We start from the raw sequence: 14,388 nt of genomic DNA, 5'->3' as shown, positions 1-14,388 counted from the left end.
ATTCTGGTATACTAAACCATTGTTTCAATTGAGTTTATTTGAGAATAAGTTGTTTTAGAAGTATAAGAAGTTTATTATTCTTAGAAAGCGGTGAATAGATGAGTTTAAAGGTGAGTAAAGAAGCAGCTGAATTCTAGCTTTCTTTGGATTTTTCTGGATTGTAGGTCCTATGACTCTATTAGTTTTGCCTTTAACTTTTATTAGTTATGGATTGCTTTATATGTATCAGAAAAATTATGTATTTAAAAAGCTTCACCTAAATGTAAGAAAAAACAAATTAGGATTTATTTTATTTATTCTTTGCTATCAGATGATCATGTCTCCGATTTCCATTTGGGGTTATTTACAAGAGCTATTTAAATTTAAACGCGTTTGGTAGCAATGCTCCTATAAATTAATAATTAGAAAACTGTTTGATTAAAGTCTAGTTATTTGCTCGCTGATTCAGTAGTATTAATATAGTTGTCTAAAATTATCATCCAAATTGGAAGTGAGCAAGAGATGAAACTTATTATTGCGGAAAAGCCTGATCAGGGAGTGACACTGGCTTCCGTTTTTAAAATGAAGAAGCACCAAGGGTTTGTCGAAATATTTCCAAATGATGTTTTTCCCCAAGGAGCCTATGTGACATGGGCAGTAGGCCATCTCTGTCAGCTGGCAGCACCAGAAAAATACGATTCCGCATGGAAGAAATGGTCACTACATACACTGCCGATTACACCATCACAATTTGAATATGAAGTGACGAAAGATAAAGCAAAGCAATTTTACATCATAAAAAATCTCCTTTCAGATCCCAAGCTGACTGAAGTCATTCATGCTGGGGATGCAGGGCGTGAGGGAGAATTAATTATTAGAAACATTCTCCGTCTGACTAAATCAAGGCTTCCGATGAAAAGGCTCTGGATATCCTCGTTAACCCCAAAAGCCATCAAAGATGGTTTCCAATCATTACTGGAAGAATCAGAAACCCGTAACCTTTATTATGAGGCATATACGAGAGCATGTGCTGACTGGGTCGTTGGGATGAATGCTTCCCGTCTATATAGTCTTCTTCTCCAGCAGCAAGGCTTTTCTGATGTTTTTTCAGTAGGAAGGGTGCAAACACCGACTCTTGCCTTAATTGTCAAAAGAGAAAACGAGATTCAGAGCTTTGTTTCAGAACCTTTTTGGGAAGTCCAAGCCCAATTCAAAATAAATGGAAAAAAATATATGGGAAAATGGGAAAATGACGGAGAGACGCGAATAAAGACAAAGGAGCTTGCCGAAAAAATCGCTGCTTTTTGCCAAAATAAAGAAGCGGAGGTTGCAGAAGTTCAGGCAGAAAAAAAGGAATTTCTTCCTCCGCTATTATTTAATTTATCATCACTTCAGGCAGAAGCAAATCGCCGCTTTAAGCTGCCTCCGAAAAAAACGTTAGATGTATTACAAAAGCTTTACCAAAAAGGGATCGTTTCTTATCCGCGTTCTGATTCGAGACATGTGACAAAAGGGGAAGCTGAGCTATTTCCGGAAACTCTGAATAAAATCGGACGAATCAGTGATTATCAAGCCTTTTTCCCTTTGCCGACCAATTCACTTATTTCTAATAAAAGATATGTGAATGACAAAAAAGTAACAGACCATTATGCAATCATTCCTACTGAGCAAGTACCGAACATGGAAAAGCTTTCTCCTGATGAAAAAAAGCTGTATGACTTAATTGTGCGGAGTCTTATTGCTGCAAATTATGGTAAGGCTGTCACCGAATATACGACCGTAAAAACACTCGTTGAAGGGAGAGCTAAATTTCTATCAAAGGGGAAGGTTCAGCTAGAAGAGGGATGGAGGAAGGTCATTCCGCAGGTGGAAAAAGACAATGAACCAGAATTGCCTCTATTGCAAAAAGGAGAAAAAGGCAATGTGATAAAGGCAGAGGTAAAAGAAAGTAAAACACAGCCGCCTAAAAGATACACAGAAGGTCAGCTTATTACACTCATGAAGACTGCAGGCAAGCATATAGAAGACAAAGAGCTGGAAAAAGTGCTGATGAAAACAGAAGGCCTTGGAACAGAAGCAACAAGAGCAGGCATTATAACGATGTTGAAAGACCGAAATTATATTGATATCAATAAAAATCTAGTATATGCAACACCGAAGGCAAACATATTAATCGGTGCCATTGGATCCGAAATTCTTGCCTCTCCAGAGATGACTGCCAAATGGGAGCAGCGCCTTAAAGACATTTCAAATGGTGAGGCCTCCCCAAAGCAATTTATGGAGCAGACAAATAAAATGGTTTCGCATATTATTGAAGCATCTGTAAAAAATGCCGGGGAATGGGCATTCAATGAAGAAGATAAAGATGGCTTCACACCTGGAAAATCGAATCAAAAGAGAGCAACTGCCATTGGCAAGTGCAAATTTTGTGAAGGCAAGGTCATTGATAAAGGCAAGTTTTATGGATGTACGAATTTTAGTAAAACGAAATGTAATTTTACTATCTCAAAAAAAATAATGGGAAAATCCATCACACAAAAGATTGTTAAGCAGCTGCTCCAGGATAGCGCGACAGAATTAATCGAAGGTTTTAAAGGCAAGGAAAAAACTTTTTCGGCAAAACTAATGTGGGATGATAAGGAAAAGAGAGTAAAGTTTTCGTTTCAGAACCAATAGAGTAAACATTAGCCGCCTGAATTCCTTGTTTCACTAGGATGAATGTAGTAAACTTTTTAGAGGCCTTAAGATATTTATATGATATTAACTTTGACAGCTGCCTTTAAAAATAGGCACTTTGCATTGTCATTTTCATATAATGAAGTATACGAAAAATAGGACAAAGATATTTGGCCAGTTCATATGGGAGGGTATTCGATGCCAACACCTAGTATGGAAGACTATATCGAACAGATTTACATGTTAATTGCCGAGAAAACCTATGCCCGTGTTTCAGATATAGCAGAAGCTCTCGCGGTACATCCCTCCTCTGTTACAAAAATGGTTCAGAAGCTTGATAAAGATGGATATCTAGTTTATGAAAAATACAGAGGTTTAAGTCTGACTTCAAAAGGCAATAAGATTGGAAAAAGACTTGTATTTCGGCATGATTTGCTGGAGCAGATGCTTCGGTTAATTGGAGTAAAAGAAGAAAATATCTACAGCGATGTTGAAGGGATTGAACATCATTTAAGCTGGGATGCAATCGACAGAATCGGCGATCTCGTTCAGTATTTTGATGAGAATGCCGAGCGGGTTGAAGCGTTAAGAGAGATTCAAAGACAAAACGAAGAGGAAGAGCAAGAGGCAGCGGAAGAACAAAATCAAGAACAAGAGGAAGACCAAGAACAAAAGTTAGCCCAAGAGCAATAGTAAGGACCTGCCAATGATGCAGGTCCTTTAATACATTTCAGGCCAGTCATGAAAAGATATGGAAGTCTCAGGCACTAAGATGGAAGAATGTCCATCCTGGCCATTTTGTATATTCACTCCCGTTATCTGACCAATTTCCGCCTCTTGTAAAGCTTTTTGATAGGAAATGATTCGTCAATTTGACGTTTTAAAACTTATAATATCTCCATAATAATTTCTGTGTACAGCGACTAGCTGTTCTTCTAACAAAAGTTTCTCCTCCTTTGAATAGTCTTATTTTTCTCAAGTATTGTATTTTTAAACAAAGGATTCGTATTCTTAATAGAGAAATAATAAAGGAGAGACATTTATTTTATTTGTTCAGTTCTAAATTGTGTGAAAGCGAGGGGGATTATGCAAAATTTTGAATGGAGTAAAGAGGCAGAGAAACAATGGGATGAGAAATCCACTAGCTGGAATTCAATGAGCAAAGAAATGTGGGAAAGTGGCAGCAGAAAAGAGATCCCGCCATTTTTTGCAGAATTTGTTCCTTCCGGCGGTTCTGTAGGTGATCTTGGCTGTGGAGATGGTTTCGGATCATTAAAGCTATCCGAAGCTGGATATATGGTTACAGGAATTGATGTTTCCGATGAAATGATTGGGAGAGCAAAGGAAATAAATCAGCATAATCGATCACAATTTATGAAAGGAGATATTTCTGCCCTTCCCTTTTTTGATAATAGCTTAGATGCTGTAATGGCGATTAACTCTTTAGAGTGGACCGAGGATCCTCTAAAGGTCTTAATGGAAGCCCAAAGAGCTGTAAAGCCTGGGGGATTCGCCTGCATTGGCATTCTTGGGCCAACTGCTGCGCCAAGAGTAAATAGTTATATGCGGCTATATCGGGAAAAGGTAATATGTAATACGATGATGCCCTGGGAATTCGAGAAACTAGCAGAAGAGAATGATTGGCATAAAGTTGGCGAGCTTGGCGTGTATAAGCGCGCGGCTGAACAGCTTCCTAAAGGGTCCTTATCGATAGAATTAAAGCAATCCCTTTCATTTATGTGGGTTTTTATGTTGAAAAATGGGAAGAAAGATTTGGAGGAAGACAAATGAGCCGTTATTCAATTCATGATTTTGTACAGTCAACTCAGCAGCAGGATAAAGGGGAAGGGTTATTTGAGCTTGAAACACCAAGAATATTAGAGATTAATTTAAATAATCAAATCTGGGCAAAAACTGGAGCTATGATATCCTACCGAGGCAATATTAAATTTGAACGGGAGGGCATTCTTGAACACGGAATTGGGAAAATGTTTAAAAAAGCATTAACCGGAGAAGGCACTTCCTTAATGAAAGCGACAGGAAACGGAAAATTATATTTAGCCGATCAAGGGAAAAAAATCTCTGTCCTACATTTGCAGGGAGATTCTATTTTTGTGAACGGAAATGATTTACTTGCGTTTGAGCCATCTATCAGCTGGGATATTAAGTTAATGAGACGAGTGGCAGGAATGCTTTCAGGCGGGCTCTTCAATGTTCGTCTAGAAGGGACTGGGATGGTTGCCATCACCTCGCATTATGAGCCTTTAACCTTGCTAGTAACTCCTGATAATCCAGTATTTACAGACCCGAATGCAACTGTTGCATGGTCAGGGACATTGCAGCCTGAATTTGTGACTGATATTTCTTTCAAAACTTTCCTGGGGAGAGGAAGCGGCGAATCCATTCAAATGAAATTTTCAGGCAATGGATTTGTTGTCGTTCAGCCGTTTGAGGAAGTTTACTATTCACAGCAATCTTAGAAAAGCGGAAGCACCCTTTTGGGGGAGCTCCCGCTTTCTGTTCTAATCCCACTCATATGGAGTTTCTTGGTATACATAGTAATTCAGCCAGTTTGAAAATAATAAATGGGCATGAGAGCGCCATCTATTTAACGGCTGTTTGGAAGGGTCATCGTTTGGAAAATAATGTTCAGGAACATGAATATCCAATCCCTTTTGTACATCTCTTCTGTACTCTTCAGCTAATGTATCTGCTTCATACTCTAAATGGCCTGTAATCATTATTTGTTTCCCATTATTCGCACTCAAAATAAATGGTCCCGCTTCTTCAGATGTAGAAAGCAATTTTAATGTTGGATGGTTTTCCAGCTCTTCTATGAATATATCAGTATATCTAGAATGTGGAGCTAGAAAGGCATCGTCAAATCCTCTGAGCAACTTTTCTGAACGATCATGGACTTGATGAGTGTATACACCAGAGCATTTTCCTGATAGCTCATATTTCTTTATGCCGAAATGGTGGAATAATGCAGCTTGGGCTCCCCAGCATATATGTAAGGTAGAAGTTACATTGCTATTCGTCCAATCCATAATTTCAGAAAGCTCCTCCCAATAATCCACTTTTTCAAATGGGAGCAATTCAATTGGAGCACCTGTAATGATCATGCCATCAAATTTTCGGTGCTTAATGTCCGAAAAGGTAGTATAAAACTGCTCGAGGTGCAATGGGCTTGTGTTCTTAGATTCATGTGTAGCTGTCCTCAGAAAAGAAATATTGACTTGCAGCGGTGTATTTCCTAAAAGCCTTAATAGCTGGGCTTCTGTTTTTTCCTTCTCTGGCATTAAATTTAAAATAAGTATATTTAAAGGTCGAATGTCCTGCATAAGAGCACGATCATCATCCATAACGAATATATTTTCTTCTTCTAAAATTTCTCTTGCCGGCAAAAGCTTTGGAATCTTAATAGGCAAATCATCATCCCCCTGTTAGAAAATTCAATTAAAATCTATTATAAAGATGAAAAACGTCTGTAGCAATGGTTAAAAAGCTTGAAAATAAAAACTTTTTATTCAATACTCTACTAAAAATAAAATAAATGGTACAATGTTAAGGTAGTAAACGTTTACATAATTGTGATGCTTAGGGGGATAAAAAATGAATGTTAAACCAGTTGTAAAGTCAGACATTGAAATCGCTCAACAATCACCAATGAATCCAATAACGGAAATTGCGGCAAAAATCGGTCTTCAAGAAGATGATCTGGAGCTTTTTGGAAAATATAAAGCTAAATTATCAACAGCCGCATTAAAAAAGCTTGAAACAAATCAAAGTGGAAAAATCATTCTTGTTACTTCTATAAATCCTACCCCTGCCGGCGAAGGGAAATCGACTGTAACTGTTGGCCTTGGAGATGCTTTTACTAAAATTGGCAAAAAGGCAATCATTGCAATGCGAGAGCCTTCACTTGGGCCAACGATGGGTGTAAAGGGCGGTGCGACAGGAGGAGGTTATTCTCAAGTTCTGCCGATGGAAGATATTAACCTTCATTTCACTGGTGATCTTCATGCCATTACGACTGCTAATAATGCTCTTGCAGCATTCATTGATAATCATCTACAGCAGGGAAATCAGCTTGGCATTGACCCACGAAGAATTGTTTGGAAGCGGACGCTTGATATGAATGACCGGGCCTTGAGAAAAGTGGTAATCGGATTAGGCGGTCCTGTTCAAGGTGTGCCTCGTGAAGATGGCTTTGATATTACTGTGGCATCAGAAATCATGGCTGTACTTTGCCTATCTACTGATTTGAAAAATCTGAAGGAAAGACTTGGCCGGATGGTCTTTGCATACAACTATGATAAACAGCCTGTAACGGTTGCAGATCTTGGCGTTCAAGGTGCGTTAACTATGCTTCTAAAAGAAGCAGTTAAACCAAACCTGGTACAAACGATTGAGCATACACCTGCCTTTATTCATGGCGGCCCATTTGCTAATATTGCTCATGGCTGTAATAGTGTCATCGCAACAACTGCTGCTTCTAAACTTGGTGATTATGTCGTTACAGAGGGTGGATTTGGCGCTGATTTGGGTGCTGAGAAATTCCTTCACATTAAATCTAGAAGTGCTGGCATCAAGCCGGAGGCAGTTGTTATTGTAGCGACAATTCGTGCATTAAAAATGCATGGAGGCGTTCCAAAAACTGAGCTGGGAAATGAAAATGTACAAGCCCTTACAAAAGGCTTTGCGAATCTAAAGAAGCATATCGAAACTATTGAAGGCTTTGGGTTGCCATTTGTTGTAGCGGTTAATAAATTTATTACAGATACTGAGGATGAAGTAAAGGCGTTAATGGATCTTTGCAGTCTGTCCAGTATTCCTGTTTCATTAACAGAAGTTTGGGAAAAAGGCGGCGAAGGCGGCGTAGATCTTGCCAACAAGCTTCTTGAAGTTATTGAAAAACAAGAAAACAACTTCGAGCCATTATATGATCTTTCAGACACTCTAGAAAATAAAATTCTGACCATTGCACAAAAGGTTTACGGTGCTGAAAAAGTTGAATTTTCATCAAAAGCGAAGAAGCAGCTTCAAGACTTCGAAAGCTTTGGATGGGGCAGCTTGCCAATCTGTATGGCCAAAACACAGTATTCTCTTTCAGATGATCCTGCTAAGCTTGGCCGCCCAACTGGCTTCTCCATTACGATTAGAGAGCTTAAGCCATCTGTTGGTGCCGGATTCATTGTCGCACTTACCGGAGATGTGATGACAATGCCAGGATTGCCTAAATTGCCAGCAGCTCTAAAAATGGACGTAGATGAGAATGGCAATGCAATTGGACTATTCTAATAGATAATTACATGTTTGATCCGACAGCGTTTGAAAATATGAAGGTTGTCATTGAGGGAGCACTTTATGATCGTGATTTAGTCGGGGACATTATCATTATCGATCGAAATGACTTCATCAATACCGCAAAGCTTTCCCGGCGGTATGAAGTTACCTTTTCTATTCAACATGATGTGGAGCATATTCATTGCTCCATTATCATGGAAGCTGGGCTAGAAAACTTGGCTGCTGAGCTTTTGCCAGCAGCTCAATCCGATCGATTGTCCGGCTGTCACGTTTTTATAAAATTCCTAACGATGCATCCGAATGATCTTAAGATTTTTCAACAGATTGAAGCCGGGCTTAAAGAAATTTGGGGACATGAAAGAACAATAAAGCAATCTATCATTTGTGACCCTTTCGTAAATGATGATTGGATCAAGAATGAAACGATCATTAACTTTAACAGGCTAGTCACTGAGGATCAAATGGATGATTTAGTCACAATGACGGATTATATGATCGAAAGTCTTGATCGATTGAATACTATAATAAAATAACCTTGAGCTCTGCCCATACTTAGGCAGAGCTTTTTTGCGGAAATTTAATTAGGTTAGTAAAAAGTACCTAGAGAAAATTTCAGAAGGGTATATGAATAAAGAAGCATTTCAAGTAAACTATTTGCAGAAGGCAAATTTATAAGGTTAAGCTTTAGTTTCCTTGATTAAGAAATCTAGCAAACTTTTTTTTGAGTTGCTAAGAGGGAGTTAATATGAAAATTATTGATGCACATATTCATTTTTCAGATATTTTATCCTTTCACCAAACAGCAAAAGAGCTATCTTTTGTTGATTACTCATATAATGGCTATATAGAAGAATATAAAAAGGCCAATGTCGTTCTTAGCATTGCTATGGGGGTAACCGAAACGCCTGAAATGGGTTTTCCTGATTATCACGCACAGACGCCAATGGGACTTGATCTAGCTAAGACTCTTCCTGAACAAATCGTCTATTGTCCTGGAATTAACCCATATGATTTGAATGAACAGGCCTTAATTAGGCTTGAGTCAGAGATTCAGAAGCCAAATGTGGTTGGGATGAAAATTTATTTAGGCTATTATCCTTTTTATGCGTATGATGAAGTGTATGAACCTGTTTACCTTTTGGCGGAAAAATATAGCCTGCCAATTGTTTTTCATACCGGCGACACATATTCGGAAAGGGCGCTGTTAAAATATTCCCATCCTTTAACGATTGATGAAGTTGCTGTAAAGCATCGAAATGTGACGTTTATGATGGCTCACTTTGGCGACCCTTGGACATTAACTGGAGCGGAGATCATTTATAAAAATCCAAATGTTTATGCCGATTTATCTGGTTTACTTGTTGGAACAGAAAAGGAGCTTATAAGCAAAAGTGAAGGCAGGTTTTTAGATCATTTAAGACATGCGCTCGTCTTTTCTGATTCCTATCATAAATTGCTGTTTGGCACAGATTGGCCGCTCGTTCCCGTTGGTCCATATATTGAATTTATCAAAAAACTAATCCCGGAAGAGCATCATGAAGATGTTTTTTATAATACAGCTTTAAAGGTTTTCCCAAAAATTAAACCGTTTTTGCTGCAAACAAGCTTAGCTCAGAAAGTCTAATTTAACTGAAAACAAAGGTTTTGTTGAAAGGGACGCTGATGAATGAGTCCAGCCCTTTCAACCTTTTTACATAAAAATCAATAAGGGGGAAAAATATTGACTAAAATAGCATGGGTTACAGACAGTACTGCTTATTTAGAAGAGGAACTGCTGAAATCTCCAGATGTTTATACGATACCGGTTACAATTTTGCTGGATGAGGAAGAATTTTTGGAGGTGGATTTAGAGCCTGCACAGTTGTATGAGCGTTTAAAAACATTAAAAAATCCGCCGAAAACATCGCAGCCTTCCATTGGCGCATTTAAAGATTTATATGAAAAGCTTGGTGAAAAGTATGATGTTATTTTCTCTGTTCATATTTCTGGCAAATTAAGCGGGACCGCTTCTTCAAGTGAGCAGGCTGCACAGCTTGTGGATGCAAACGTAATAACGATTGATTCGAAAGTCTTAACTTATCCTCTTACCCGAATTGTCAAAAAGGGGATTGAATTATCTGAATCGGGAATGGAACCAGCAGAAATCAAATCAAGCTTGGAGAAGTTACGTGAAACGAATGAGACTTATGTACGAATCGGCAGTCTCGAACAGCTTCATCGAAGCGGCAGAATGTCCGGAGTGCAATTTTTTCTCGGAAGTATGCTGAATATTATTCCAATCATTGCCATTATTGATGGGGCATTAAGTACAAATGAAAAGGTTAGAAGTGACAAAAAAGCGAAGGATAAAATGATTCAACTGCTTAGGAAAGCCCATCAGCAAAAACCAATAAAAGAAGCTTACCTGCTTTACGGATTACATGAATCAGAAGCGTTAAAGTGGAAGGATGAGCTAATTGTGGAGTTTCCAGAAATTGAATTTGAGCCGTATCCACTAGGTGCAGCCATTGGTGTACATGCGGGGGAGAATACGCTTGGTATTAGCTGGTTTAATGGATTAGACTAGAACTTATTACTAAAAAAGCTGTCCAAGAAGAAGTAGGTTTCTTAACGGACAGCTTTTTTATTACCATTTAATTTCCTAAATCTTGAAGATGCTTTAGATTGATCAGTCCATCGATATTGTTACTCGGTATATAGCCAGCTTCTTTACTTATATCGGCCATTTCTTGAATTACTTGTTCATTCACATCTGTCGTTACTTGCAGTCTATTAAAAGCGGCATCTGTTTCTTCTTTATTTATTTCTTTTCCTGTTAAATCTTTAATATGCTTGATAACTAGTTCTTTAGATTTTTCTGGGTTTTCTTGAATAAAGGCTACCGCTTTTTTATGAGCAGTTAAATAAGCTTGAACAAGCTCTTTATTTTCTAAGAATTCGTCAGTTGCTGCGACTACTGTATTTGTTGATTCTTTGCCCCAAGCAAACTGGTCCCAGTCAAGCAATAGCTTTCCATTTGCCTGCGTTTCTAGAAAATAACCCCATGGCTCTTGAGTTGCTGCCGCATCAACTGAATTTTGGACGAAGAGTGTAGCTGTATCTGCCGGAGCAGCTGCAAGGAGTTCAACTGTTCCGCCGTTAGTTGTTGTATTCAGGTTAACATCCTTCAGTGCCTTTCTTAACATAACGTCCTGTGTGCTTCCAATGACCGGAATAGCTACTCTTTTTCCATCAAGGTCTGAAAGCTGCTCGACATCGCTCCCATCATTGGCTACAAGTACTGCTCCGCCATTTACAGCACCAGATACAATATGGAATTTAGGATTTTTTACATAAAAGTTAAGCAGTGGACCAGGGCCAACCGTTCCTACATCGATCGCTTTTGTCGTCATCGCTTCCATAAACAAGCCGCCGTTGCTTACTGTCTTTGTTTCAATTTTGACATTCTCTCCAAATTCATCTTTAAAGTATTGATTTTCAAGAGCAACGATTGTAGCAATATGAGTCAAATTGGGGAAGTAGCCAATTTTGACAGTCTGATCCTCGGAATTTGAATTTGCTTCTTTTCCGTTCTGTGCGCACGCACTCATAATCCCAATAATTAAAATGGCACTTACAGCAATTAATAGTTTCTTAAACATGATTCCAACTCCTTTTTCTCATTTTGGTGGTTAATTCATTCCCCATTTTGTCTGAACCGATCGTTCCAGCCGAACAAAAACAATGTTATCCATGATCGTTCCAATGATGGCGATGACAATCATGACAGATATGACAAGATCCATTTGTCCAAGTGATCTTCCTGTTTCTAATAGTTTTCCAAGTCCACCGCCTGCTCCAAGCAATTCACCAGCCATTAATGCTCTCCACGAAAAAGCCCATGCAATTCGGAGACCTGATAGTAATTGCGGAACAGAAGCAGGCATAATGACTGTCCGAATAAAATGAAAGCCAGTGGAGCCAAATGTCCTAGCCACACGCTGATATAGCTTTGGCACATTTTTAAATCCGCTCGTGGCACTGATTGTCATTGTCCACGTAGCACCAATTGTGACGATAAAAAGAATGGCAAAATCATTCAGTCCAAACCAGATAATCGCAAGCGGAAACCACACGATGCTTGGGATCGACTGAAGCGCCGTCACTAAAAATCCAAGTGTATCTTCAACGAATTTATACTTCCAAATCAAATAACCCATGAATGTGCCTAAAATTATGGCAATCAAGAAGCCAATTAAAATTCTGCTGAAGCTAACGCCAATGGCTGCCGTTATTTGACCGTTTACGATCCCATTAAACATTGTTTCGAATATTTGCGTCAGCGGCGGAAACATAAACGAGGGAAGACCTGAAAATCTAGATGTGATTTCCCAAATCGCCGCGATGATCGCGATGAAGCCGGTCCGCCTTAAAGCTGTAGTCATCACCCATTTCCTCCTTCAGCACTTTTTCTATTTCCACTTCTAAAATTGACAAGATTCTTTGTTCGGAGTGTAATGTTACACTGTCTGGCATAACTCCATCTTTAGCCGACTGAACAGTAATGATTTCTTTAATTTTTCCCGGTCGGGTGGCAAACACGATAACTTTTTCCGATAGTAATACAGCTTCCCGAATATTATGTGTGATAAAGAGAATCGTAACTTTTGTTTTACGCCAGATGTCAAGCAGCTCCTTATGAAGGACCATTCTCGTTTGTTCATCAAGGGCGGAGAAAGGTTCATCCATAAGTAATATATCCGGCTCCATCACTAATGCGCGTGCAATGGCAACTCTTTGCTTCATCCCGCCGGAAAGCTGATGGGGATAGGAATCCGTATAGCGGCTCAAATGAACCATTTTTAATATTTCAAGTGCCTTCGCTTCTGCTTGTTTTTTCGGGATTTTTTTCAACAGCAAGCCGTAAGTTACATTTTCGAGCACGGTCAACCAAGGAAATAAACCAGCCTCTTGAAAAACAACTACTCTGTCTGGACCAGGTTTAATTACCCTTTTCCCATCCATTTTGATCTCGCCCTCATCTGCTTTTTCCAGCCCTGCAATCAAATAAAGCAAAGTCGATTTACCGCATCCGGAAGGGCCAACAACCGAAATAAAACTGCCTTTTTCAATGTTTAAGGAAATATTATCTAAAACTTTGACTCTATCATTCTTTTCGTTTGTAAAACTTTTACTAATGTTACCTATTGTTAGGTACATGAGTTCACCTCAACATAATCATAATTATTCGTATAAAATTAATCGGATTTGGGTGTTAAGAAAATGGGATGAATGAAACATCCCGTTTTAATTTTATTCAGCATAAGTCTACCACTTCGGTAAGTTGCGTGATAATTAACAAGTATCCAATTCAGTAAGCGTACATACTCCGGCTGAATAAAATTAAAGCCTCCGGCGGATGCCTCAGATTTTTTAATGGAAATTTATCGAGCAAGCTCGATAAAAATCTGGGCGCAAATACGCCAAGGCGTATTTGATTATTTATTCAAAAAGATCACTTGATAAGTATCGTTCACCTGTATCAGGAGCGATACAAACAACGGTTTCGGCCGGTGTTAATCTTTTTGCAACCTCAAGGGCTGAAAATACAGATGCGCCGCCGGATGGGCCGAGTAAAATTCCTTCTAGGGCAGCGAGCTTTCTTACCGTTTCATATGCTTCTTCATCTTTAATCTGAAAAATTTCATCGTACACTGACGTATTTAAAATCGGAGGGACGAAGCCTGGGCTCGTGCCAACTAGCTTATGTTTACCAGGTTTGCCTCCTGATAATACGGGTGAACCTGCGGGCTCCACAACATGTACAGTTATAGAAGGATCATATTTTTTTAATTCCTCGCCTGTACCTGTAATCGTTCCGCCCGTTCCCGAAGTTCCAACAAACGCAGCGAGCTTCTTCCCGTTCTCTTCCATAGCCTCAATGATTTCAATGGCTGTTGTTTTTCGGTGAATATTTGGGTTTGCTTCATTTTCAAACTGCATGGGCACAAAGCTATTTGGTGTGAAAGCCGCGATTTCTCTAGCTTTATTTATAGCTCCCGGCATTTTTTCATCACTTGGTGTTAGCACCACTTCAGCTCCGTATGCTTTTAATATATTGATTCTTTCTGCTGTCGCTGAGTCAGGCATAACAATAATCGCACGATAACCCCTAGCTGCGGCATTCATCGCAAGACCAATCCCTGTATTTCCCGAAGTCGGCTCAATAATGGTTGCACCGCTTTTTAATAGTCCGGCATTTTCCGCTTGGACAATCATATTGTAAGCTGCCCGGTCTTTTACACTGCGGCTTGGATTAAAGTACTCAAGTTTCACATAAACCTCTGCTCCATCCTTGGAAGGCAGTCTATTTAACTTAACTAATGGGGTTTCGCCAATTAATTCTGCTATATTATTTACAACCTTCATCGTCTCACCTGCATT

At 39.2% G+C, this 14,388-nt stretch carries 12 protein-coding genes and 2 pseudogenes; 9 read left to right on the top strand and 5 right to left on the bottom strand.

Going from position 1 to position 14,388, the window contains the following annotated elements; genetic code table 11:
* Positions 1 to 130: 130 nt before the first annotated feature.
* The 5 genes and pseudogenes from AR328_RS23185 to AR328_RS18755 all read left to right on the top strand — a co-directional run.
* Positions 131 to 379: pseudogene (locus AR328_RS23185) on the top strand (glycosyltransferase family 2 protein); the annotation flags it as partial.
* Between the two features lie 122 nt (positions 380 to 501).
* Entirely contained in the window at positions 502 to 2,655 is a 2,154-nt protein-coding gene (locus AR328_RS18770) for a DNA topoisomerase III (protein ID WP_066299782.1), read from the top strand.
* 198 nt (positions 2,656 to 2,853) lie between these two features.
* Positions 2,854 to 3,279 (top strand): annotated as a pseudogene (gene mntR / locus AR328_RS18765) (transcriptional regulator MntR); the annotation flags it as partial.
* Between the two features lie 462 nt (positions 3,280 to 3,741).
* Complete coding sequence (locus AR328_RS18760; protein ID WP_066299769.1) at positions 3,742 to 4,446, top strand: class I SAM-dependent methyltransferase; 705 nt, start codon at positions 3,742 to 3,744, stop codon at positions 4,444 to 4,446.
* The gene (locus AR328_RS18755; RefSeq protein ID WP_066299765.1) at positions 4,443 to 5,135 is read left to right on the top strand and encodes an AIM24 family protein; all 693 of its coding nucleotides are present in this window, start codon (positions 4,443 to 4,445) and stop codon (positions 5,133 to 5,135) included. The genes AR328_RS18760 and AR328_RS18755 overlap by 4 nt, the downstream gene beginning before the upstream one ends.
* A 42-nt stretch (positions 5,136 to 5,177) precedes the next feature.
* On the opposite strand, the gene metA is transcribed toward AR328_RS18755, so the two are convergent.
* Positions 5,178 to 6,086, bottom strand: coding sequence for a homoserine O-acetyltransferase MetA (gene metA / locus AR328_RS18750; RefSeq protein ID WP_066299760.1), 909 nt, complete (start codon positions 6,084 to 6,086; stop codon positions 5,178 to 5,180).
* A 184-nt stretch (positions 6,087 to 6,270) separates the two neighbouring features.
* On the opposite strand from metA, the gene AR328_RS18745 reads away from it, so the two are divergent.
* From AR328_RS18745 to AR328_RS18730, 4 genes are all read left to right on the top strand, one after another.
* Positions 6,271 to 7,959: a formate--tetrahydrofolate ligase gene (locus tag AR328_RS18745; RefSeq protein WP_066299754.1), complete on the top strand. Its 1,689-nt coding sequence runs from the start codon at positions 6,271 to 6,273 to the stop codon at positions 7,957 to 7,959.
* A gap of 11 nt (positions 7,960 to 7,970) precedes the next feature.
* Positions 7,971 to 8,498: a hypothetical protein gene (locus tag AR328_RS18740; RefSeq protein WP_066299751.1), complete on the top strand. Its 528-nt coding sequence runs from the start codon at positions 7,971 to 7,973 to the stop codon at positions 8,496 to 8,498.
* 212 nt (positions 8,499 to 8,710) lie between these two features.
* Positions 8,711 to 9,589, top strand: coding sequence for an amidohydrolase family protein (locus AR328_RS18735; RefSeq protein WP_066299748.1), 879 nt, complete (start codon positions 8,711 to 8,713; stop codon positions 9,587 to 9,589).
* Positions 9,590 to 9,685: 96 nt separating this feature from the next.
* The gene (locus AR328_RS18730) at positions 9,686 to 10,531 is read left to right on the top strand and encodes a DegV family protein (RefSeq protein ID WP_066299741.1); all 846 of its coding nucleotides are present in this window, start codon (positions 9,686 to 9,688) and stop codon (positions 10,529 to 10,531) included.
* Between the two features lie 67 nt (positions 10,532 to 10,598).
* On the opposite strand, the gene AR328_RS18725 is transcribed toward AR328_RS18730, so the two are convergent.
* The 4 genes from AR328_RS18725 to cysK all read right to left on the bottom strand — a co-directional run bounded on the left by AR328_RS18725 (position 10,599) and on the right by cysK (position 14,373).
* Complete coding sequence (locus AR328_RS18725; protein ID WP_066299735.1) at positions 10,599 to 11,606, bottom strand: aliphatic sulfonate ABC transporter substrate-binding protein; 1,008 nt, start codon at positions 11,604 to 11,606, stop codon at positions 10,599 to 10,601.
* Positions 11,607 to 11,636: 30 nt separating this feature from the next.
* Complete coding sequence (locus AR328_RS18720; RefSeq protein WP_066299732.1) at positions 11,637 to 12,389, bottom strand: ABC transporter permease; 753 nt, start codon at positions 12,387 to 12,389, stop codon at positions 11,637 to 11,639.
* Entirely contained in the window at positions 12,322 to 13,164 is an 843-nt protein-coding gene (locus tag AR328_RS18715; RefSeq protein ID WP_066299725.1) for an ABC transporter ATP-binding protein, read from the bottom strand. The genes AR328_RS18720 and AR328_RS18715 overlap by 68 nt, the downstream gene beginning before the upstream one ends.
* Positions 13,165 to 13,446: 282 nt before the next feature.
* Complete coding sequence (gene cysK, locus AR328_RS18710) at positions 13,447 to 14,373, bottom strand: cysteine synthase A (RefSeq protein ID WP_066299720.1); 927 nt, start codon at positions 14,371 to 14,373, stop codon at positions 13,447 to 13,449.
* Positions 14,374 to 14,388: the final 15 nt, after the last annotated feature.

The organism is Bacillus sp. FJAT-29937, assembly GCF_001509555.1.
Classification (GTDB): domain Bacteria; phylum Bacillota; class Bacilli; order Bacillales; family Cytobacillaceae; genus Cytobacillus.
Note: the sequence above shows the minus strand (reverse complement) of the source record. Positions and strands in the feature narration are given on the sequence as shown.